16 protein-coding genes are annotated in these 22,598 nt (G+C 45.8%); 11 read left to right on the top strand and 5 right to left on the bottom strand.

Translation table 11 applies throughout. The features are described 5' to 3' along the window. Positions 1-5 precede the first annotated feature (5 nt). From KI350_RS15955 to KI350_RS15935, 5 genes are read right to left on the bottom strand one after another with little or no spacing between them, the layout of a single operon-like run. Positions 6-2,132, bottom strand: a complete 2,127-nt coding sequence (locus KI350_RS15955; protein ID WP_065643529.1) for a cellulose biosynthesis cyclic di-GMP-binding regulatory protein BcsB — start codon at positions 2,130-2,132, stop codon at positions 6-8. Between the two features lie 5 nt (positions 2,133-2,137). Next, the gene (locus KI350_RS15950; protein WP_065643512.1) at positions 2,138-3,400 is read right to left on the bottom strand and encodes a glycosyltransferase family 2 protein; all 1,263 of its coding nucleotides are present in this window, start codon (positions 3,398-3,400) and stop codon (positions 2,138-2,140) included. After that, positions 3,393-5,123 (bottom strand): DUF2334 domain-containing protein, encoded by a 1,731-nt coding sequence (locus tag KI350_RS15945; RefSeq protein WP_065643513.1) that lies wholly within the window; start codon positions 5,121-5,123, stop codon positions 3,393-3,395. The genes KI350_RS15950 and KI350_RS15945 overlap by 8 nt, the downstream gene beginning before the upstream one ends. Further along, complete coding sequence (locus tag KI350_RS15940) at positions 5,113-5,952, bottom strand: diguanylate cyclase domain-containing protein (protein ID WP_065643514.1); 840 nt, start codon at positions 5,950-5,952, stop codon at positions 5,113-5,115. Before KI350_RS15940 ends, KI350_RS15945 begins: the two co-directional genes overlap by 11 nt. Continuing rightward, positions 5,933-7,015, bottom strand: a complete 1,083-nt coding sequence (locus tag KI350_RS15935) for a lipoprotein YdaJ (RefSeq protein ID WP_065643528.1) — start codon at positions 7,013-7,015, stop codon at positions 5,933-5,935. The genes KI350_RS15940 and KI350_RS15935 overlap by 20 nt, the downstream gene beginning before the upstream one ends. A gap of 489 nt (positions 7,016-7,504) precedes the next feature. On the opposite strand from KI350_RS15935, the gene KI350_RS15930 reads away from it, so the two are divergent. From KI350_RS15930 to bglH, 11 genes are all read left to right on the top strand, one after another. Next, positions 7,505-8,443, top strand: a complete 939-nt coding sequence (locus KI350_RS15930; RefSeq protein ID WP_065643515.1) for a DNA-binding transcriptional repressor DeoR — start codon at positions 7,505-7,507, stop codon at positions 8,441-8,443. A 125-nt stretch (positions 8,444-8,568) separates the two neighbouring features. Further along, a complete protein-coding gene (gene deoC / locus KI350_RS15925; RefSeq protein ID WP_065643516.1) occupies positions 8,569-9,240 on the top strand; it encodes a deoxyribose-phosphate aldolase in 672 nt (223 codons plus the stop codon). An 81-nt stretch (positions 9,241-9,321) separates the two neighbouring features. Next, positions 9,322-10,503 (top strand): NupC/NupG family nucleoside CNT transporter, encoded by a 1,182-nt coding sequence (locus KI350_RS15920; protein WP_020453525.1) that lies wholly within the window; start codon positions 9,322-9,324, stop codon positions 10,501-10,503. A gap of 30 nt (positions 10,504-10,533) precedes the next feature. Continuing rightward, the gene (locus tag KI350_RS15915; RefSeq protein ID WP_065643530.1) at positions 10,534-11,835 is read left to right on the top strand and encodes a pyrimidine-nucleoside phosphorylase; all 1,302 of its coding nucleotides are present in this window, start codon (positions 10,534-10,536) and stop codon (positions 11,833-11,835) included. Between the two features lie 787 nt (positions 11,836-12,622). Continuing rightward, on the top strand, positions 12,623-14,023 hold the full coding sequence (locus KI350_RS23080; protein WP_236808630.1) for a hypothetical protein: 1,401 nt from the start codon (positions 12,623-12,625) through the stop codon (positions 14,021-14,023). 138 nt (positions 14,024-14,161) lie between these two features. Continuing rightward, a complete protein-coding gene (locus KI350_RS15900; RefSeq protein ID WP_065643518.1) occupies positions 14,162-15,604 on the top strand; it encodes a DEAD/DEAH box helicase in 1,443 nt (480 codons plus the stop codon). Between the two features lie 113 nt (positions 15,605-15,717). After that, positions 15,718-17,127: an arabinan endo-1,5-alpha-L-arabinosidase AbnB gene (abnB, locus tag KI350_RS15895; protein WP_065643519.1), complete on the top strand. Its 1,410-nt coding sequence runs from the start codon at positions 15,718-15,720 to the stop codon at positions 17,125-17,127. Positions 17,128-17,259: 132 nt separating this feature from the next. Then, positions 17,260-18,249 carry a choloylglycine hydrolase family protein gene (locus KI350_RS15890; protein ID WP_065643520.1) on the top strand — a complete coding sequence of 330 codons (990 nt, stop codon included), beginning with the start codon at positions 17,260-17,262 and terminating at the stop codon, positions 18,247-18,249. A gap of 18 nt (positions 18,250-18,267) precedes the next feature. Further along, positions 18,268-18,810: a hypothetical protein gene (locus tag KI350_RS15885; RefSeq protein ID WP_065643521.1), complete on the top strand. Its 543-nt coding sequence runs from the start codon at positions 18,268-18,270 to the stop codon at positions 18,808-18,810. Between the two features lie 329 nt (positions 18,811-19,139). After that, positions 19,140-20,990: a beta-glucoside-specific PTS transporter subunit IIABC gene (locus KI350_RS15880; protein ID WP_065643522.1), complete on the top strand. Its 1,851-nt coding sequence runs from the start codon at positions 19,140-19,142 to the stop codon at positions 20,988-20,990. Positions 20,991-21,030: 40 nt separating this feature from the next. Further along, positions 21,031-22,440, top strand: a complete 1,410-nt coding sequence (gene bglH, locus KI350_RS15875; RefSeq protein ID WP_065643523.1) for an aryl-phospho-beta-d-glucosidase — start codon at positions 21,031-21,033, stop codon at positions 22,438-22,440. The last annotated feature ends 158 nt before the right edge of the window (positions 22,441-22,598 follow it).

Genomic DNA, 22,598 nt, shown 5'->3' with positions numbered 1-22,598 from the left:
CCTGTTTATTCGTCAATCTTTCCGCCGGCATTGGCCTTTCTTTTTCTGCGCCTTGCCGTTGTCAAAATCAAAATAACCGCTGCCGCTATGATCACAATCAGGATCGCAATGTACAGCACATGCTGCTGATTGCTTTCCTGTTTATCATTCGTTTTGGTTTCAGCGGATTTTGCTGTCAGCTGTTGATGGTTTGTAAACAGCTGATGGCTGTCCGTTTCATTAACGACGGTTGCTGCGAAATCATTGCTGTTTAAAAAGTTGATCATTTCTTTTGTGACAGCTGTGCCTTGCCCTTTAAACGGCGCGAAAACAGCCATCGAGTAATTTGAATCCCAAAGCGATGTTTGAGTAAACGCGATTTGTTTCGTCGTTTCATTCAGCATTTGAAAAGATGACACATCAAATGCCCCGTTTTTCGCCGTCGGAACAGCCAATTCGGATGTTTTTTCCTTCAGCAGAGAGAATTGATCGACACTTCCGATGAAGATGATGTTTCTTCCTTTCATGTCATCCGGTTTGACTTCAGAGGATGTTTTCACTGTGAATGCCTGCCTGGCTTCGCTGCCGAAGGAGCCGACCACAAGCGAAAGTTCATGAAGCTTTGACTGATCCGCGTGGTCGGGCAGGATCATCAGCGTTTTGTTGTCCTGATCGCCCGCGTAGGGAAGCGGCCACTCTTGAAAGTTGGCTGAAGCTGACGTGTCGCTGACATGGTAAGACAATGCACTCTGTTTATCGATAAAAATCCATTTGTCATCGTTTGCCGCATAGCAGGGGTTGTTCTCTTTCAAGCCTGAAGTGACAAATTGAATATCGATGTAACGATTTTTTTGCAAAAGTTTCGGATCGACTTTTACAGAAACATGGTAAAAGCCGTTTTTGTCTTCTTTTCCTAAATCGTCAAGTCCGACGGAATGAGGCTGACCATTGATCATGACCTTCAGCTCCGCCTGTTTCGCAGCTAAGTCGCTTTGACGGGCCTGCTTTTGGATCGTTTCCGCTTTTTTCATTGTAAGTGACAGCTTTGCAGGTTGATTCTTGTCTAATAGCGCCGGTGCTGGATAATAAAAGTGCTCGGAAGATGTCTGTCCGGAACCGATTGTCAAATCCCCCGTCCCGAAATCCTCGAGTGTCAGCTTGCCGCCGTCCCGTTTATTATGCTGCTGAAGTTTGCCGATTGCCAGCGTGTCGCCGCTGAGCTGGGCGGCATACGTTTTGTCGGTGATGACGCTGATTTTTTCAGAAAGAACATCATCAGATGATGCAGCCGCAAACAATACAGGCTGTTGCTTATCCTTTGCTTTGAGCATCCGTTCCGCAAGCAAAAGTTTGTCTTCTTTTGCGTCGAGCTTCGCTTGTTTCAACAGCTTTTTCACTTTGCCGCTCCAGTGATGCTGGACGCCGATCACAATCGTCGGCCTGTCGATTTTCGTCAGGTCAGATTCGCCCAAAATCTTCGTACTGATACTATTGTCAACCGTTTTGAGGTAGGCTTCTGTTTTAACTGCAGCTTCGATTTCAGCCGAACTTGGATGGTCCGGAATGATGATTGCCGTTTTTTCCACGGAGCTGCCGGACTGGGCGAACGGATAAGGATAATGTTCGAGCGCCACTCCTTTAGATTCGTTCTTTTCCCCGATATTCAGACGGCTGTCCGGGTAAATTTTGATCCAGTTCCCGGAAGAGTCCTGTCTGACGCAGACGCCTTCATGAACCACACCGTAGAACTTCAGTGATAAGCTGTGAAACCCTTGAGACGACTGGCTTTTGTTTAGCGCGAGCTTCAGCGTTTTCTTCCCGGCATTCCCTGCAAGCTTAACCGTTTTGACCGGTTCGCCATCAATCTCGGCTGTTAAAGAAGACGGTGAAATTAAAAGGTCTGAAGCCTCGTATTCAAGTGTGAGCTGCTGATGGGCAGAGGAGGCGCCTGCTGGAATTTGATACGTCAGCTCGGCGCTGTCTTTTGCCCCGTACAAGGTCAAGAGATCGTTTGTGAGAACTTGCTGTTTGGCTTGTTCCCGGCTGTTTTCCCCGAGGATCGAGCCGTCCACTGTAATGTCTTTGGCCGCCGCAGCTTGTCCCGTCGCCGTGATCAGCATAAGGCTTGCCAGACATATGATGATATATTTCAAAAAAGTCACCCGCTTTTCTTTTGATTGTATCGTTCTGTTTTGTACCATTTAACCTCTTGCTTGAACAGGCGGTGCTTGATTTCTACGAATAAAGAATAAATCACGAGCGCAATCCAAGCCTGCGAGTATGTAAAGTACATCAGAAAAACGATGAAAAAGTTCTGCCTGTTCATTTCTGTTTTTTCGATGCTCAGTGTAATCATGACCTCCGTCATAAATAGAAAGAAAGCCAAAACCCATAAGATGATAGACAAAAAACCGAATGAAAGATGCAGATTATAAAATAAATTGATCACAAAAAGCGCATTTGACATGATGACGCCAAAGAAAAACAAAAAATACGTAAAAAAGAAATAAAACAAATCAAAAATAATCCGTTTTCTCTTCAGCTTAAAAAATTGAGCCAAAAATTTCAGAACGACATACTGGTTGCCGCGCGCCCATCTTGTCCGTTGACGCCACCAGACTTTCCACGTTTCCGGCTCCTGTTCCCAAGTGACGGCCGCCGGGAAGAAGCGGATGTGGTAGCCGAGGTTGTAGACCCGGATCGTAAGCTCGGTATCTTCGGCCAGCGCCTGATCGTCCCAGCCGCCCAGCTGTTCGATAATGCTTCTCCTGATGGCGAAATTGGTGCCGGGGATCGTGGCGATTTTGAACCATTTCCATCTTCCGCCCTGTGCCATCCATTGGAAACAAATCGTTTCGATATTGATAAATTTTGTGAGCAATGTTTTCGCCGCATTGATGACGCGGAATTTTCCCACCACGGCTCCGGCTTTCTGATCATTCATGAGCCCGAGGACAAGGTAATAAACCGCCATTTTTTCCGGCGTGTTGTCGGCGTCATATACACAAATGACATCTCCGCTTGATTCGGCAAAACCGCAATTGAGCGCCGTCGATTTTCCCTTTCCGGCATGCGGGGGTTTGGTCACGACCATTTTAATAAAGTCGTATTGTCTGGAAAACTCATCTACGATGTCGCCCGTCCGGTCGGATGAATTGTCGTTGATAACGATAATCTCCAGCAGGTCCTTCGGATAATAAAGATTCACCATCGCCTTCAGCGTCTGCCGAATCACGACCTCTTCGTTATGCGCCGGAATCAGAACGCTGACCTTCGGGAGATCCTTCACGTTCTCTTTCCACTTCGGAATGTTCCGTTCGAATGTCATATAGTGGCGGAATCCGCCCTGCATCAGAAACATGTGATACAGAAGCATGACCCATATTAAGCTTAACGAGACTAGGAACAGAACATTACCCACGGTTTTTTCTCTCCTTAAAGATTCGTTTTTTTAATGTGGCTCTCAAGTAAAGGGTATAGCTCACAAACATGACAACAAACAAGAGCACAATAAGGGAGAGAATCCAAAGCGCCTTTTCCAGGGGGCTTTGCTGGTGATGATCGAAAAACGTTTCAATGGCGCTGACTTTGCTTTTAACTTGAATCGTTCCATCTCCGCTTGTGTGAATTTCCACTTTATCTGTTTTCACGGTTTGCTTTGTCTTTTTAATATCGAGCCATTCGCTGTTCGGAATGCGTTCCATTTGATCAACCAGCTCAGGGAGATATTTCATTCCAAGGTAAGGATGATAAAATGCGCCGGCTACTCCGCCTTCAAAATCGATCATTTGAGAGATGCGTTCCTCGACTTTGCCGAGCGGATTTTGCTCCGATTGATCAACATAGCCGATGGTCTCAGGATAGAGCGTCATCCCATGGAGCATAGCCGGATTCGTAACAAAAGGCCCGGCGCCTGACGTTTTCCATGTTGTATCGCTAAGCTGAACCTGGCCGAACAAGCTTGTGAAATACTGTGAGGCGATCTGATAGCCGTGCTCTGACATCGTATAGTGCGGCGCTTCAAACGCGAGCGGATACAGCCCTTCCGCGGTGAGATCTTCAATAGCGTTCGTCAGCTTCTGCCGCGTGTACGTTTCCTCATTTTTTCTGAACGGCTTCAAATAGTTTTGATATGCTTCTTCATTCGGAAAGTTCTGTTCCTTTTGCAAAAGGGTCGCGGGCTCTTGCGCATTTTGCGATGTGATCGGCTGATCGGCTTTAGCATCCCAAAACTCGAATCCTTCACCGGTTTCGCTGTAGCGGTATGTATGGGTATACCCGTGAACAATTACACTGCCACCCATATCCTGCAGCTTCCTCAGCACTTTGACCAGCTTCGGTTTTTCAGACATATAGACTTTGTCGCCCGTTTCAGGATTGACATATACCGGAATCACAGAAAGGATAAAAGGAATATTTCGTTTATGAAGATAAGCCCCGGCTTGAAGCAGCAGTTTTTCATCCGACATTGGGCTGATATCCTCAAGCCGCAAATATAACAGCGTGCTGTCCGGGGTTTCACCAAATGCCTGTCTGAGCTGCTTAGCGGCGAGGAGGTTGTTGTTGAGCAAATCGGTTAAACCGATGTACACGTTACTTTTGCCGGTTTTCCATACGAAAGGGTGAGCTTTTCCGTCGTCAGCTTTGTATGTGTACAACGCTTTTCCCTTCAATCCTGATACCTCGAGGACACGAATTCCGCTTTCTAAAGAGGTATCGTTTTCCTCATTTATGCTGCGAATCTGATACACATTGTCTTCGCTTTTCAGCGAAAGATCTGCAAATTGGCTGAACTGCCCGGCGTTAAAGCCGATCGCTGTCACAGGTTTTTGGAAGGAGCTGATCAGCTGCGCGAGCTTCTTGTTCAGCTTTCTTTTCGTTTGTCCGTAATAGATGACGCGGTCTTTTCCTGCCAGATCGGCAGCTTTGACATCCGCATCATTTACAACGGTCACATGGGATGTAAAATGACCGGCGATAAGGTCGAGCATTTTCACATCGGCTGATTTTTTGCCATCCAATGTTGAATAGACGATGAGAATGCCGCGCTCCTGCTGCTTTGCCTCGGCGGTGTCGGGAACATGAAAAGCCGCAGCCAGGATAAGTACAGCTGCGTATAGAAGTAATATCCGCTTACAGTTCATTCATCATCATCTCGTTTTCTAGTTCTTCTAAAAATTGCTCAGCAGTCTTTAAATCGTTTTGATATGATAAGTGGCACACGTGGAAGGTTAAGGTGACATACTTGCCGTTTTTCAGCTGGTATGTGTCCAGCTGTTTCTTCAGTTTTTCAAGGACGGCAGGCATATGTTCAACAGGCGTGTGTGTCAGCAGGATGCCGAACCGCTCTTCGGCGGGACGGAATTTTTTATCCGTTTCCCGGACACTTGATCTGATTTGACTGCTGACAAATTGAAAGAGACGGTCGGTTTCGTTTTCTCCGTACAGGGATTTGAACTCTTTGAAATAATGCATTTGAAGCAGTAAAAAAACAAACGAGTTGCCATACCGCTCCGCCCGCTTGATTTCTTCCGAGAGCTCCAGCTTCATCCTCTGTTTATTATCAAAGCCTGTCACCCTGTCAATTGCAACGAAGCTATTGATCTCGTCTTGAAGGTGTTTGACAGAGCGGTGGAGTCCGATCGCGATGTCATGGATTCTCCCTGACATGAAGGAGAACAGCAAAAGCGCTATTCCCCAGATGACGAGGGTTTGCAATTCCGTTTCTGACGAAGCGTCTGTGTGAAGAAACATCATCAAAGTTCCTAGAACAAACAGGACGATGATCGTCCCAGCCAGTGCGTAAATCGATCCGAGCCATATTCCCGCTGCGATGATGGCAAGTGTGATGCAAATGATGAGAATGGATTCGGACTGCGGGGCTGAGACATAATGGATGAACAACGCAAGAGCTGCTGCAAGCCCCGTCATATAAGCGAACATTTTTTGCGAATCATTGAATGATATTTTCATTTAAAAGCTTCCTTTCGGCTAATAGGGGCAGCAGATTATCAAAAGAATGCGTATCATTTCCGCTCATATATCCCCCATAATACGTCGCGGACGAATCAAGAATTTCAAAATCATTCATTCGATCATACAGCGCTTTGATGACGGCTTGATCTTCGTTTTGGTTGATGAAAAATAATATCGCCAACGCGTAGACGGATGGAGACTCGTATTGAACCGCCGGCTTTTTTGTATCGATCGAGTACCGGCCATACAGTTTGCCGCCGGTTTGAAACGTCTGTTTGAGCCAATCCGCTAATACAGCGGCTTTTTGATCCTTCGGCGGTAAATGCCAAGCTGTGTAAAGCTGATCAATGAGATTAACTTCATGGTCATAGGTGTATGCTTTCGTTTCTGTACTGTACACTTTCGGGAGAAAACCGTTTTTCAAAGGGGCGCGGTAAAGAATGTTGGCGTTCCGCCTTTCAGTTTCCTTATCTATCACTCCGTTTTTTTTCAAGACGGATAGCGCATCTGGCATGATATAGGAAAGCGTGATATCCTTTGATGCGGATTGAGAGGCGGAGTCGTAAAAGTCCGTCAATATCCCGTTGTTCATGTTGTGCGTTTTTAATGCGGAACCGATGTTCAGAGCGGTTTGTTTATACTCGCTGTTTCCCCATAGAGCTGCCGCTTGATCGAGGCTTACCATGATTCTGAGATCGTCGATCAAGGCGTTTACCCCGCTTGCCTGGCCGTTTTGGATTTGCCATGAGACCAGGTTGTTTTTTATCAGGAAGGATTCGGTCAGGTGCTGATATTGCTCATGAAAATGCTCGCCGTCTTTTTTGCTGATCAAAAACGCCATCCACAAACCAAGCGATTCCGACAAGTAAACAGGCTGGTCAGAAAAGCTGGTTTTGATCAGCCCCTGATCGCTCATTAAATGATGGTAAACGAAGTGTTCGGCAGGCTGCAGCGCTTCATCATTTTTGTCACCATCTGACTGATCTTCAGCTTTGATACAACCGACGGCCAGACTGACGGATAAAAAGCACAGGATCATACCAATCCATATATACCTCATGGGTGCTTTCACAATAGATCACCCCGAATGTTTTTTTGAGAATGATTTTGACTTATTTATTATAAATGAAAAAATGGAGATTGCTAGATTTTTTGATCTTTTTGGACTATCCAAAAAGAGGTCTTAAGTCCAATAATAAAATGTTTTTCCAGCAATAGTAGGATTTTTGTATTGATTTTCACGAGAAATACCAAAAGAAATAAACGGAGGACGTGAATGGATAGCCTGTGTGAGACCAGAGCGACCAGAAAAAATCTTGGTGAGGTATTGATTCAGCTATGAGATGAAACCGTGTTTTACCGGCGGACAGGCGCAACTGAAGAACTGACAGCAGAAAAAGATGTATATATAAAGGATAAAGATATGATATGAACACATATAGTGGCGCATGGGCCGGCATACTGGCCGTCTTTTTGCAATTCAGCTGGATGAGATGGAGCATGAACCTATATAATATGGGTTAAAGCGTTACTAAAGGGGAGGAACGTGATGGACAAGGAAAAACAGCAATTGAGCATTGAAGCTGCGAGGCTCTATTATCAGTCTGACTACAGCCAGCAGCAAATCGCCGAACAGCTGCAGATTTCAAGACCGACGGTATCAAGGCTGCTGCAGTTCGCCAAGGAAAAGGGGTATGTCCAAATTCGCGTCATGGATCCGTTTGAAGATATGGATGCGCTCGGTGCGATGCTTGAGGAAAAATACGGGCTCCTTGAAGCGCATGTTGTCTTTTCGCCGACTGCGGATTATACGACCATCACGCATTATCTCAGCCGTTTCGGGGCCGAATACATGCACGGCGCAGTCAAGGACGGCGACATTGTCGGCGTCAGTTGGGGGACGACAATGTACCAAATCGCCCAAAATATGCAGCCCAAACAGGTGAAGGGCGCAGAGGTCGTCCAACTGAAAGGCGGAATCAGCCACTCCAGTGTCAACACCTATTCGTCTGAAACGATTCAGCTGTTTGCCGAAGCCTTTCAAACGATGCCGAGGTATTTGCCGCTTCCGGTCGTGTTTGACAATCCGGAAGTCAAACAGATGGTTGAGCGGGACAGGCACATTAAGCGGATCATAGAAATGGGCAAACAGGCGAACATTGCGTTATTCACAGTCGGCACGGTCCGTGATGAAGCCCTGCTGTTCAGGCTGGGATATTTTCATGAAGAGGAAAAAGCCCTTCTGAAAGAACGTGGAGTCGGCGATATTTGTTCGCGCTTTTTTGATGCGGAGGGAAACATTTGCAGCCATGCTATCGACTCGCGGACGATCGGCATTGAATTGGCTGACTTGAGGGAAAAAGAACGGTCGATTCTCGTAGCGGGCGGCAGCCGGAAAAAAGCCGCTATTCATGGAGTACTAAAAGGCAAGTATGCCAATGTGCTGATTATTGATCAGCATACGGCGAAAGAACTGCTAGATGATTAAAGTGTCCAGGAAAAACAGCCTGGATTTTACTTTATTTTCTATTGAACAAAATTTCATATGATAATTTACATTTGTTCAAAAATCGGTTATGCTGAAACTATCTTATATAAAGGAAGTGCTAGTATATGACGATTGCAAATCTCATTGATCATACAGCATTGAAACCGCATACACAAAAATCCGAGATTAAGAAATTAATAGAAGAAGCGAAAACACACCAATTCGCTTCAGTTTGCGTCAACCCGACATGGGTTGAATTCGCCGCCAAAGAGCTGAAAGGAACGGAAATCGATGTTTGCACAGTCATCGGTTTTCCGCTGGGCGCCAACACGACAGAGACAAAAGCGTTTGAAACAAAAGACGCTATCGGAAAAGGCGCGACAGAGGTGGACATGGTCATCAACATCGCCGCATTAAAAGACGGAGACGATGACTTTGTCAAGGCGGACATCCGCGGTGTCGTTGAAGCCGCAAAAGGTAAAGCGCTTGTTAAAGTCATCATTGAAACGTGTCTGTTGACAGACGAAGAAAAAGAGCGGGCTTGCCGCTTGGCTGTTGCTGCCGGTGCCGACTTTGTCAAAACTTCAACCGGGTTCTCAACCGGCGGAGCGACAGCGGAAGACATCGCTCTCATGCGGAAAACAGTCGGACCCGACATCGGTGTCAAAGCATCCGGAGGCATTCGAACAAAAGAGGATGTTGAAAGCATGATCTCAGCCGGAGCGACCCGGATCGGTGCAAGCGCAGGCGTTTCCATCGTCAGCGGAGCAGAAGGAAAAAATGAAGATAACTACTAAGATCCAGTGCGGCGGGAAGCGGAAGCTTCCTGTGCGCAGACACAAAAATGTAAGCGAATACATCCCCAGGAGGATCAAAACATGAAATATCTTATCGGGCTCATTGGTTTATTTGTCGTCTTAGGGCTTGCATGGCTGGTCAGCAGCGGAAAGAAAAGAGTGAAGTACCGTCCGGTTATTGTCATGATCGTGCTGCAATTCGCATTGGGATATGTTTTGCTGAACACGGGCGTCGGAAACTATCTCGTCGGCGGGTTTGCCAAAGGCTTCGGGTATTTGCTTGAATATGCCGCAGAAGGTGTCAATTTTGTCTTTGGCGGACTGGTGAATGTGAATGAATCCACATTCTTCATCAGCGTGCTTCTGCCAATTGTTTTTATTTCTGCTTTAATCGGTATTCTGCAATATTGGAGAATCCTTCCGTTTATTATAAAATATATTGGTCTTGCGCTTAGCAAAATCAACGGGATGGGTAAACTTGAGTCATACAATGCCGTGGCCTCGGCGATACTGGGGCAATCTGAAGTATTCATTTCGTTAAAAAAACAGCTGGGCCTGCTGCCTAAGCACAGACTTTACACGCTGTGCGCTTCAGCGATGTCAACCGTCTCGATGTCTATCGTCGGCGCCTATATGACGATGCTGAAGCCAGAATACGTTGTCACCGCGCTCGTCTTAAACTTATTCGGCGGATTTATTATCGCTTCGATTATCAATCCTTATGAAGTCGATCGAGAACATGATATGGTAGAGGTACAAGAAGAGGAAAAACAATCCTTCTTTGAAATGCTGGGCGAATATATTATGGACGGCTTTAAAGTCGCCGTCGTCGTGGCCGCCATGCTAATCGGATTTGTCGCGATCATCGCAATGATTAACGGCATTTTCAGCGCCGCACTAGGCATATCATTCCAGGAACTGCTCGGATTTATTTTTGCGCCGTTTGCCTTCCTGATGGGTATTCCATGGCATGAAGCGGTGAATGCTGGAAGTATCATGGCAACCAAGATGGTCTCAAATGAATTTGTCGCGATGCAGTCTCTCGCACAAGGCAGCTTCCATTTCAGCGGCCGTACCGAAGCGATTGTTTCTGTCTTCCTCGTCTCATTCGCCAATTTCTCATCGATCGGTATTATCGCCGGCGCTGTTAAAGGACTAAATGAGAAACAAGGAAACGTCGTCGCACGCTTTGGCTTGAAATTGCTGTACGGCGCAACGCTCGTCAGTTTCTTGACAGCGACCGTTGTAGGATTGATCTATTGATAAACATTGAAAAAAGGACTGGTGATCACAATGAGAATGGTTGATATCATCACTAAAAAACAAAATGGAGAAGAATTGACAACAGAAGAAATTCAATTTTTCATTAAAGGCTACACAGACGGAAGCATTCCAGACTATCAGGCGAGTGCTCTGGCGATGGCCATCTATTTTCAGGACATGACGGACAGAGAACGGGCCGACCTTACAATGGCAATGGTAAACTCTGGCGAAACGATTGACCTTTCCGCGATTGAAGGTATCAAAGTCGACAAACACTCAACAGGAGGCGTCGGCGACACGACGACGCTCGTACTTGCGCCGCTTGTTGCGGCTCTCGACGTCCCGGTCGCCAAAATGTCGGGCCGCGGCCTTGGACACACAGGGGGAACAATTGACAAGCTCGAAGCGATCAAAGGGTTTCACGTGGAACTTTCTAAAGACGAATTCATCGAACTTGTCAACCGCGACAAGGTTGCTGTCATCGGCCAAAGCGGAAACTTGACGCCTGCTGACAAAAAACTGTACGCCCTTCGCGATGTGACAGGCACGGTCAATTCGATCCCGCTGATTGCCAGCTCGATTATGAGTAAGAAAATCGCCGCAGGGGCGGACGCGATTGTCCTTGACGTCAAAACAGGCGCCGGCGCCTTTATGAAAACCGATGAAGACGCCGTCAACCTTGCGAAAGCGATGGTCCGCATCGGAAACAATGTCGGCCGCCAAACGATGGCTGTCATCTCCGACATGTCCCAGCCGCTGGGGTTTGCCATCGGAAATGCCCTTGAGGTGAAAGAGGCGATCGATACATTAAAAGGGGAAGGTCCGGAAGACTTGACTGAGCTTGTCTTAACATTGGGCAGCCAAATGGTCGTTCTCGCCAAAAAGGCAGAGACCCTTGACGAAGCAAGAGAGAAACTGATCGATGTAATGAAAAACGGAAAAGCGCTGCAAAAATTCAAGGATTTCCTTCAGAACCAAGGCGGCGACAGCTCTGTCGCGGATAACCCCGAAAAGTTGCCTCAGGCTACCTACAAAATCGACGTTCCTGCCAAAGAAGCTGGCGTCGTATCTGAAATCGTCGCCGATCAAATCGGCGTCGCGGCCATGCTGCTGGGCGCCGGCCGCGCAACAAAAGAAGATAAAATCGACCTCGCCGTCGGCATCATGCTTCGCAAAAAAGTCGGCGACGCAGTCGAAAAAGGCGAACCATTGGTTACCCTATACGCAAACCGCGAAAATGTCGATGACGTCATCGCAAAAGTCTACGACAACATTCAAATCGCTGAGAAAGCCGAAGCGCCGAAGCTGGTGCATACGGTGATTACGGAATAGAAGAACATGCAGAAACAGCACATACCCTTGGGTGTGTGCTGTTTTTATGGGCTTTTTTTCTCATTTACCTATTTTAATCTTTCTTGTAGCATGAATACGTCTTAGGTGTCATCTTTTTACATGGACGGAAAGGTATAGATAAATAGGAGGTTTTTTTAAACGTGGCCAAACGTATTCTAGTATCTTCTGGTATTAGTGTTTTAATCTTTATCCTTATAGGTATATGCTCATTTATCCTATACGCCATACTGTCGCATTTTTACATGCAATCTTTTGTGACGGGCGAACCTTCCCAGGATGAAGCGCTGGGATGGGGGTATTTGGGTTTGTTGTTTATTTCATTCATATTGGCAATTTTGACAGGCATAATTGGCGGAATCATTTCCTTTTGTATATATTTCAAAAAATTCAAGAAATGGAGCAGTTAAAAGGGAACCGCCGGAAAATCCGGCGGTTTTTAAAAACGGATATTTTGAGAAAACCTTGGGTGTGTGCTGTTTGTTTAATGGCAAGATTTGAAGAAGGTCATTTGAACTAAGCACCTCAAAGAACATTGTGAGAAGCTTGAATGGATCAATTCAAGAAAATCCAAGAAAACCAAGCCCATTATCCTATTTACCTATTTTGGATGATATTGTAATATGAAAAAGGTCTGATTTATAAGAACGTTAGATTCAATCGGAGAGCAACAATATACCTAACCGAAATACTGTGGAATAAGCGAATAGTAACGTGCAGACGTTTATTTTCTGAAAAACGAGGTGAACCCGATCCAAAAGGGAGATCAATGTTAGATTCTAAAATTACTTTAACAACACAAGAACTCGTTGCTGCATTGCTATTATGCAGATATGAAAAAGCTGCTGAGGACATTATTCATGAACAGCAGCTGATTCGAGATGAAAAAGACATTGAACCATTCTCTATTCACGCCGAAAACCTTTTAAAGCAAAAAGGACATTGGGATGATGATACAGAATCCAACTTGAAAGAAGGATTAGAAAGCATAATTCATCTCCTTGTACAATCAAAACGAAAAGTTCGTTGTACTCATCGAAAAAAGGAGATGATCATTCATCATGTCCAAAAAGATGAAATGGTTGTAGAAGAAATCGAGAAACAAAATCATAGCATCTCAATTTTAAAAAGCAGAGAGCCGTTTTTAGAAATGTTGAAAACATTTTATCATTCATATAGTAATAAAAAACCAGAGTGTGACATATTTCAAATGGATGAAGATTCGTTTGATGAGTTTCATGAGGTGGAAGCTGAAGTCATCAAGAGAATGGCGGAAGATCCGAAAACAAATCCGACTAGTAGCCAATTTTCTTTTGACTTTTTGGCAAATGATCAAGAGCTGGATAATATTTCGTTTTTTGAAAGTGACTCGATTACAAGACAGTCGAGATTAGATCAAGTTGTGTTTTTATTAAGAAACGATAATTTCATTTGGCATTTAGGTTATGAAAATATTAAAAAAAACGGTTCACTTTATCTTCAGCCTGTTGCTGTAAATGAATATTTTGAGAAAATAGTGGATACAATGAATGAATTTTTTGATTTAGAGGACAAGGGGTTTCTGTTTAAATTCTCTTTTGAAAAAAGCCGATTCCTTTGGCTGAGAAGCAATTTTATTCTTTTGTTGTTAACTGCTTTATTGTTGTTGAATAAACCTTATTGGGAAAAAGACGCCAATGTTATGTTCTTTATGTTTGTTTGCACTGCCGAGCTGTTTATCATTTTACTTTCGTTGGTATATGGTTTTCAAACAAAAAAGACAGTTACGCGCCCTCCTTCAAGGGCTATAAGAAAGACCAATATCCCAATAGGTATATTTGTTTTTTCTATTTTTAGTTTATTTTTTGGATTTGCGATGTCAGGGGATATACCGTATCCGAATTCTGCGCTTATCATATATTTAACAATTAACATGGTGTTTGCATTTGTTTCTTTGTTTGTACCAACATTAATCATTAAGCTATATGAAGTCAACGTATATGACGAATCAAATGGGCTGATCACCGACTTTTTTCGATATGTAGCCATTCTGGTTTCCTCTTTAAATTACGAAGTCCAAATCGTTTTAGCCCGCCTCCCTTTTGTATTACAGCGTCTACTGGGCGTCATTTTCATCGCTGTTTTGCTGTGGGAGCTTACTATGATCGGATTAATTTTTGAAAACAATTGATACTGTAGGGTGTTTCTTAGGGCTGCACTGATTGCAGCCTCTTTTTCATGTCTTTTTGAAATCAGTCATGATTCGCGTATAATCACATTCATAACACCATCATTCACTGGAAATCATATGACCAAAAGGAGTCCATACATGAGCAAAGCCAGTTTTAAAGAATATGCATTAAGCGGCGATATTACGAAAGCGCTCGATCATTTAGGGTATAAGCACCCGACCGAGGTGCAGAGCGAGGTGATTCCCGCGGCGCTTAAAAAGCGGGATGTTGTTGTGAAATCGCGGACGGGGAGCGGGAAGACGGCCGCGTTCGGAATTCCGCTTTGCGAGTTGACCGAATGGGAAGAGAACAAACCGCAAGCCTTGATTTTGACACCGACGCGCGAGCTTGCCGCTCAGGTAAAGGAGGATTTGACGAACATCGGCCGCTATAAAAGAATAAAAGCAGCGGCTGTTTACGGGAAGTCGTCCTTTGAACGGCAAAAAACGGAGCTCAAGCAAAAATGCCATATCGTTGTCGGGACGCCGGGCCGCGTATTGGATCACATTGAAAAAGGAACCTTTCCATTAGAAAAACTGAAATACCTTGTCATCGATGAGGCCGATGAAATGCTGAATATGGGATTTATCGATCAAGTGGGAGCAATCATCCGCCATTTGCCTGAAGAACGGCTGACGATGCTGTTTTCCGCAACTTTTCCGGAGGATGTGGAGCAGCTATCTCTTCAGTATATGAAAGACCCTTTGAAAATCGAGATTAAAGCAGGCGGTATGACAACTGCAGACATCGAGCATCAACTGATCATTGTAAATCAAAATGATCCATTTTCGCTTTTAGTGGATCTGATCATTGTTGAAAACCCGGACAGCTGCATCGTCTTTTGCCGCACACAGGAGCAAGTGAATGAGTTGCAGCGGCGCTTAGCCGGTTTGGGTTATCCGTGCTCGAAAATTCACGGAGGTATGCCTCAGGAGGACCGTTTTGCCGTGATGAACCGCTTTAGACGGGGAGCGTTTCGCTATTTAATCGCGACAGATGTGGCGGCAAGGGGCATCGACATTGAGAACATCACACATGTCATCAACTATGAGCTGCCATTAGATCAAGAAAGCTATGTGCATCGTACCGGCAGAACAGGCCGAGCCGGCAGCCGGGGAAAAGCGATTACGCTTGCCAGTCCGCGTGAAAAAAGGATGATCGCTGACATTGAAGACTATATCGGTTTTTCCATTCCTATGATTGAGGCGCCGTCAAAAGGAGAAATTGCACGGGCAAAAGCGGCGTTTCAAAAGAAAATCAATAGGAAGCCGGAGCTTAAACAGGACAAGAGCGAACCATTAAATAAAGAAATCATGAGGCTCTACTTTAACGGAGGAAAAAAGAAGAAACTGAGAGCCGTTGATTTCGTCGGAACGATTGCTAAAATTGACGGCGTCTCCGCTGAGGATATTGGGATTATCACGATACAAGAGCAAGGTTCATTCGTTGAAATTTTAAACGGCAAAGGTCCGCTCGTCTTAGAGGCGATGAAGAACACGACTGTGAAAGGGAAATTGCTGAAAGTGCATAAAGCGAGGTAATAAACTCAGGCTGCCGACTTTGTCGGGAGCTTTTTTGTTCGTAATAAACCTTGGATAAGCAGCATATGATGGACTGTCAAAAAATGAAAGCGTTTTAAAAGAAAGGAGAACAAATGAATATGAAAAAGTGTTTCATCCAAGTCCTTGCATTGCTTTTCATCATGGCTGCCTGTTTCACTCCAAACCAAGCTTCCGCACAAACTCAAAAACCTGTATTTTCAGAAGTGACGGTTCATGATCCATCGATTATTAAAGCGAATGGCACATACTATGTCTTCGGCTCCCATTTAGCTTCGGCCAAATCGACGGACCTCATGAAATGGACGCAAATTTCCTCGAGTGTCCATAACGGGAATCCTTTGATTCCGAACGTATATGAAGAATTAAAAGAAACCTTTGAATGGGCTGAATCTGATACGTTGTGGGCGCCTGATGTCACCCAGCTTGAGGACGGCAAGTTTTATATGTATTACAATGCCTGCCGCGGGGATTCTCCGAGATCTGCCCTCGGGCTTGCTGTCGCGGACGACATTGAAGGACCGTACAAAAATAAAGGCATTTTCCTGAAGTCGGGAATGGACGGGATCAGCAATGACGGGACGCCTTATGACGCGACAAAGCACCCAAATGTCGTCGATCCCCACACATTCTTTGATCAAAACGGAAAGCTGTGGATGGTGTATGGCTCCTATTCCGGGGGAATTTTTATTTTAGAAATGGACAAGAAAACCGGATTTCCGCTTCCGGGACAGGGGTACGGCAAAAAGCTGATCGGCGGCAATCACAGCCGGATTGAAGGCGCATACATTCTCTACAATCCTGAAACACAGTATTACTACCTGTACATGTCCTTCGGAGGGCTTGCCACTGACGGCGAGTACAACATTCGCGTCGCACGCTCAAAAAATCCTGACGGCCCTTATTACGACGCAGAAGGCCATGCGATGATTGACGTCCGCGGCAAAGAAGGAACGTTTTTTGACGATCGTTCAATCGAACCGTACGGTGTCAAACTGATGGGAAATTTCTCATTTAGCAATCAAAACGGCTATGTGTCGCCGGGCCATAACTCGGCCCTTTACGATGAAAAAAGCGGCAAATCCTATTTAATCTTTCACACCCGCTTCCCGGGACGGGGCGAGGAGCACGAAGTCCGCGTCCACCAACTGTTGATGAACAAACAAGGCTGGCCGGTTGCCGCCCCTCACCGCTATGCCGGAGAGAAGCTCGACAAGGTGAAAACATCAGATGTGATTGGCGCCTACGAATTGGTGCGTCATGGCAAAGACATCTCCGCAGATATTAAAGAATCGAAAGAAATTCGCTTAAATCAAAATGGCAAAATAACCGGCGCAGTAGACGGAACGTGGAAGAACACGGGAGACAACAAAATCGAACTCAAGCTCGACGGAAAAACATATGACGGTGTATTTTTGCGCCAGTGGGATGCGGCTTCTGAGCGGAAGGTGATGACGTTTAGTGCGTTGTCTCGTGAGGGAGATGCGGTTTGGGGGAGTAAATGATGTGATTAAAAGTGACCTCTGTTTTGGAGGTCATTTTTATCATAACCCCTTTCATTTTGACGAATCTTTTCCAATTCGATAACATAAAAATAGTTCACGAAGTGTAATATCAAACAAAAAGGATGAGACGCAATGTGTACAAGTATCACGTTGACGACTGCGGGTCGGGAGCATTTATTGGCGAGGACGATGGATTTTGATTTTGAGCTTAACGGGGAAGTGCTGTTGCATCCGCGTCGCTACAAATGGAAAAGTGAAGCAGACGGCAGCGAGCATGCCGGCCGGTATGCGTTTATCGGGATGGGCAGAAGGCTCAAGAATGCGCTGTTTGCCGATGGTGTGAATGAAAAAGGATTGTCTTGCGCGGCGCTTTATTTCCCGGGTTATGCTGTGTATGAAAGCGAGACTAAAGAGCACTGCCGCAATCTTGCGCCGCACGAATTTGTGACATGGGTGCTGTCGGAATGCGGCGATTTGGAGGAAGTGAAAAAAGCGGCTGTTTCCGTCAACATTGTTGAGAGAGAGGTCAGCTTGCTCAGTACAGTGACGCCGCTTCATTGGCTATTAACGGACCGCTCCGGTGCGAGCATCGTTGTTGAACCGGCGGCAGGCGGCATTCAAATTCATGATAATCCGGTCGGCGTGCTGACGAACAGTCCGGATTTCCCTTGGCATTTGACCAATTTGCGCAACTTTATCGGTCTTCAGCCGGGACAGTTTGCCGCGAAAAAGATGGGAGACCTGACGCTGTCGGCTTTTGGCCAAGGTTCCGGGCTGTCCGGATTGCCGGGAGACTTTACACCGCCATCCCGTTTTGTCAGGGCAGCAGTTTTGAAAGAGCACATGAAGCCCGTGTCTGACGAAACAGAAGGCGTCTCTGCCGCGTTTCATATTCTCTCCAATATGAATATTCCCAAAGGGATTGTCATGACCGACAATGGCGAAGACGATTACACCCAATATACGGCGGTGGTGTGCAGCGAGACGTGCAGCTACTATTTTCACCATTATCAAAACAGGCAGATTCAAAAAGTTTGCTTATTACAGGAAGACCTGGACAGCAACGAATTAAAGGCGTTTCAGCCAAAGCAGGAAGAGACGGTTCATTCTCTTCAACCATAAACGAAAGAAGGAACAACATTGCAAAACAAAGCAGCAAACAGACTCATTTTATTAGGCATTAGCTTACATAGCATCTATTGGTTGTTTATATTATTTTTGTTTTTTCATTTCAAACATCAGCTTGACGCTTATGCCGTTTGGAATCCAAATGTCACGGACGGATATATGGAGGCTGGAACTTTCGTAGCCACGCTGAAATTGATGATCTACTCAGGCACATTATTTAATTTGGGCCTCTTGTTCATTTTGGGCTTGTTGATTGTGATATTAGCACAGTCGGTCATTTTTATTGCCCTGGAAATCACCGCTTACGTGAAAATCAAAAAAGATCCGTTTTCCCCATGGGGATCTTTTATTTTAGCGATGGGCATTAAAAACATTTTCACAAACTTATCAGGGATTCCGTTCATGGCTGCCGGATTCATTCTTCATAAGCAGCAAGAACCGAAAGACGCAGTTGCAGAGCCGGCAGCGCGAAGGAAAGCAAGGCGAAACCCCGCATTGCTTATGAAAAAGGCGGCGAAAGCTAGAAAACATAGAAATAAAGGTATAAAGTCTTAGTTTTTAGTTTTCATGTATTCTGGTTTTTATGAGACATTTGTAATGAAAGCGTTGACATGAACAAAAACAGGTGCTACAGTATAGTTACAAACTAATATCAGCAAGTTTCTTAAGGATTGTTACTGCTTTTGCAGGCAAAACCTAAGTTGCGTACAGCTTTCAGGGACATCGTCCCGGTCAAGCCGGCGTAATTTAGGTTTTTTTTATACCCAAAATGAGGAGGTGATGTGAGATTCCGAGGATTCATTGCGGCAGCAAGTCAATAAAAAAGCCGGGTGAAGGCGGCCACCTTCAGTCCGGCAGATTCCCCCAAAAGAGGAGGTACTCATATGGATTATAATAAAGTATCGAAGGACATTTTACAACTCGTGGGCGGTGAAGAGAACGTACAGAGCGTGATTCACTGCATGACAAGACTGCGTTTCAACCTTTATGACAATGCGAAGGCAGACCGCGCGAAACTGGAAAGTCTGCCGGCTGTAATGGGCACCAACATCAGCGGCCAGCAGTTTCAAATCATCATTGGAAATGATGTCCCTAAGGTGTACAAAGCGATCATTGCCAACAGCGGACTCAGCGATGAAAAAGCGGGCGAGCAGCAAGCCGGCAAAAAGAAAAACGTGCTGTCCGCCATCTTTGATGTGATATCAGGCGTATTTACGCCGATTCTCCCGGCGATCGCCGGAGCTGGTATGATCAAGGGGATCATTGCGATCGCCGTCACGTTCGGCTGGATGAGTGAAAACAGCCAGGTCCACACCATTTTATCGGCCATCGGCGACGGAGCATTTTACTTCCTGCCGATTTTGCTGGCGGTCAGCGCAGCGAGAAAATTCGGCAGCAATCCTTATGTTGCGGCGGCGATCGGAGCGGCGATTCTGCATCCCGATCTGACAGCGCTTCTCGGTTCAGGGAAAAGCATTTCCTTTGTCGGATTGCCTGTAACCGCTGCCACTTATTCGTCAACTGTCATTCCGATCCTGCTCGCGATTTGGATTGCATCTTACGTTGAGAAATGGATTGACAGAGTCACCCCGACTTCGTTGAAGCTGATTTTTGTACCGACACTGACGCTGCTGATTGTCGTGCCTGTCACATTAATTACAGTCGGTCCGCTCGGTGCGATTGCAGGGAACTATCTGTCTGTCGGTGTAAACGGTTTATTTGAAAATGCCGGTTTAATCATGATGGTTCTTTTAGCCGGAACGTTTTCTTTGATCGTCATGACAGGAATGCACTATGCTTTCATTCCGGTTATGTTCAACAACATTACGCAAAACGGCTACGATTATTTGATACCTGCGATGTTCTTGGCGAATATGGGGCAGGCTGGCGCGTCATTTGCCGTATTCCTGCGATCCAGAAATAAGAAATTCAAATCATTGTCACTGACGACAAGCATCACGGCTTTGATGGGGATTACAGAGCCGGCGATGTACGGTGTCAACATGAGGCTGAAAAAGCCGTTTGTCTCTGCGCTTCTCGGCGCCGCTGTCGGAGGTGCATTCTACGGCATCACCGGCGTAGCAGCATATATTATTGGCGGAAACGTCGGTTTGCCGGGAATTACGACGTTTATCGGCCCGACTTTTATACAGGCCGTGATCGGAGTCGTCATCGCGTTCTTTGCCGCAACAGCGTTTGCTTTTGTATTGGGATTTGAAGACATTCCTTCAGATGAAGCCGATGAACCGGCGGCCGCTCCATCTCCATCTGAAGCGGGCGCGGGAGAAATTATTCAAAGCCCGCTGAAAGGCGAAGTCAAAGCATTGAGTGAAGTGGATGATGCGACATTTTCAGGAGAAGTCATGGGAAAAGGCGTCGCCATCGAGCCAGAAGAAGGTAAAGTGGTGTCGCCTGTATCAGGCACGATCACAACCGTTTTTCAAACGAAGCACGCCCTCGGCATCACAAGCGACAATGGGGCGGAAATTATTATCCATATCGGAATTGACACGGTGAAATTAAACGGCGAGCACTTTACCGTGCATGTCAATAAAGGCGACGCTGTAAAGCCGGGAGACCAGCTTGTCTCATTTGATATGGATGCGATTAAGGATGCGGGCTATCAGTTGATCACGCCGGTTATCATCACGAATACGGACCGGTACCAGTCGATCAAGCCTTTGAAATCAGATGAAAGCGTTGACATTGAGGAAGCGCTGATCGCGCTGGCGTAGAGAGAGGAAAGCTCGACAAATTTGGATGAGGTGAAATGATATGACTGAACAAACGAAAAAATTTCCTGATGGTTTTTTATGGGGCGGAGCAGTTGCCGCAAACCAAGTGGAAGGCGCCTATCATGTCGGCGGCAAGGGGCTCTCGACAGCCGATGTGTCGCCGAACGGCGTCATGTATCCATTCGATGAGTCGATGGAGTCATTGAACCTGTATCACGAAGGCATCGATTTTTACCACCGCTACAAAGAAGATATCGCTCTTTTCGCCGAAATGGGATTTAAAGCGTTTCGGACATCGATTGCCTGGACGCGGATTTTTCCTAACGGCGATGAAGCTGAACCGAATGAAGAGGGACTCGAATTTTATGATCGCCTCTTTGATGAGCTATTAAAATACAATATTGAGCCAGTCGTGACGATTTCCCACTACGAAATGCCGCTCGGTCTGATTAAAAAATACGGCGGCTGGAAAAACCGGAAAGTGATCGAGTGTTATGAACATTATGCGAAAACGGTTTTCACCCGCTATAAAGACAAAGTGAAATATTGGATGACGTTCAATGAAATCAACATGGTCCTGCATGCGCCGTTTACAGGCGGTGGCCTTGTATTTGAAGAAGGCGAAAACAAGTTAAACGCGATGTACCAAGCGGCGCATCATCTATTTGTCGCAAGCGCCCTTGCCGTTAAAGCTGGGCACGACATCATTCCGGACGCTAAAATCGGCTGTATGATTGCCGCAACGACGACATATCCGATGACGCCAAAACCGGAAGATGTGCTCGCCGCGATGGAGAATGAGAGAAGAACGCTGTTTTTCTCGGACGTACAGGCACGCGGAGTTTATCCGGGCTATATGAAGCGCTACTTTAAGGAAAACGGAATTGCGATTGAAATGGCTGAAGGTGATGAAGACATACTGAAGGAAAACACCGTCGACTATATCGGTTTCAGCTACTACATGTCAATGGTTGCGAGCACGAATCCGGAAGACTTGGCAAAAACGGGAGGCAACTTACTCGGAGGAGTTAAAAACCCGTACCTTGAATCGTCCGAATGGGGCTGGCAGATCGATCCTAAAGGAATCCGGATTACACTGAATACATTGTACGACCGCTATCAAAAGCCGCTTTTCATTGTTGAAAACGGGCTCGGGGCCGTCGATGTCGTCGAAGAAGACGGTTCGATTCAAGATGACTACAGAATCAACTATTTGCGCGATCATATAAAAGAAGTAAGAGAAGCGATCGCAGACGGCGTCGACTTAATCGGCTACACATCATGGGGCCCGATCGACCTGGTCAGCGCGTCCACCGCCGAAATGAAAAAACGCTACGGCTATATTTATGTCGACCGTGACAATGAAGGAAACGGCACGTTTGCAAGAACGAGAAAGAAAAGCTTTTACTGGTATAAAAAAGTGATCGAAACGAATGGCGAGAGTTTGTAATATACAAAATGGCTGTCCTTTACAGGACAGCCAGCTTGTAGAGAAACCTATGTTTTTCTACAAGCTTTTTTGTTTTAAATGGTTTTGATGTGTTTTGTCATCTTTATAAAAGAAATAGAAAAAGTCCTCCCACACCCCTAGCCTAGCTTCGCTAGGTG

The sequence above is a fragment of the Bacillus sp. J41TS8 genome, assembly GCF_018333035.1.
In the GTDB taxonomy this organism is placed as follows: Bacteria; Bacillota; Bacilli; order Bacillales; family Bacillaceae; genus Bacillus; species Bacillus paralicheniformis.
Note: the sequence above shows the minus strand (reverse complement) of the source record. Positions and strands in the feature narration are given on the sequence as shown.

Coding starts and splice junctions, on each gene's coding strand:
- KI350_RS15945 (WP_065643513.1), bottom strand. CDS start 5,123: ATGAACTGTAAGCGGATATTACTTCTATACGCAGCTGTACTTATCCTG.
- KI350_RS15940 (WP_065643514.1), bottom strand. CDS start 5,952: ATGAAAATATCATTCAATGATTCGCAAAAAATGTTCGCTTATATGACG.
- KI350_RS15935 (WP_065643528.1), bottom strand. CDS start 7,015: ATGAGGTATATATGGATTGGTATGATCCTGTGCTTTTTATCCGTCAGT.
- KI350_RS15930 (WP_065643515.1), top strand. CDS start 7,505: ATGGACAAGGAAAAACAGCAATTGAGCATTGAAGCTGCGAGGCTCTAT.
- deoC (WP_065643516.1), top strand. CDS start 8,569: ATGACGATTGCAAATCTCATTGATCATACAGCATTGAAACCGCATACA.
- KI350_RS15920 (WP_020453525.1), top strand. CDS start 9,322: ATGAAATATCTTATCGGGCTCATTGGTTTATTTGTCGTCTTAGGGCTT.
- KI350_RS15915 (WP_065643530.1), top strand. CDS start 10,534: ATGAGAATGGTTGATATCATCACTAAAAAACAAAATGGAGAAGAATTG.
- KI350_RS23080 (WP_236808630.1), top strand. CDS start 12,623: ATGTTAGATTCTAAAATTACTTTAACAACACAAGAACTCGTTGCTGCA.
- KI350_RS15900 (WP_065643518.1), top strand. CDS start 14,162: ATGAGCAAAGCCAGTTTTAAAGAATATGCATTAAGCGGCGATATTACG.
- abnB (WP_065643519.1), top strand. CDS start 15,718: ATGAATATGAAAAAGTGTTTCATCCAAGTCCTTGCATTGCTTTTCATC.
- KI350_RS15890 (WP_065643520.1), top strand. CDS start 17,260: ATGTGTACAAGTATCACGTTGACGACTGCGGGTCGGGAGCATTTATTG.
- KI350_RS15880 (WP_065643522.1), top strand. CDS start 19,140: ATGGATTATAATAAAGTATCGAAGGACATTTTACAACTCGTGGGCGGT.
- bglH (WP_065643523.1), top strand. CDS start 21,031: ATGACTGAACAAACGAAAAAATTTCCTGATGGTTTTTTATGGGGCGGA.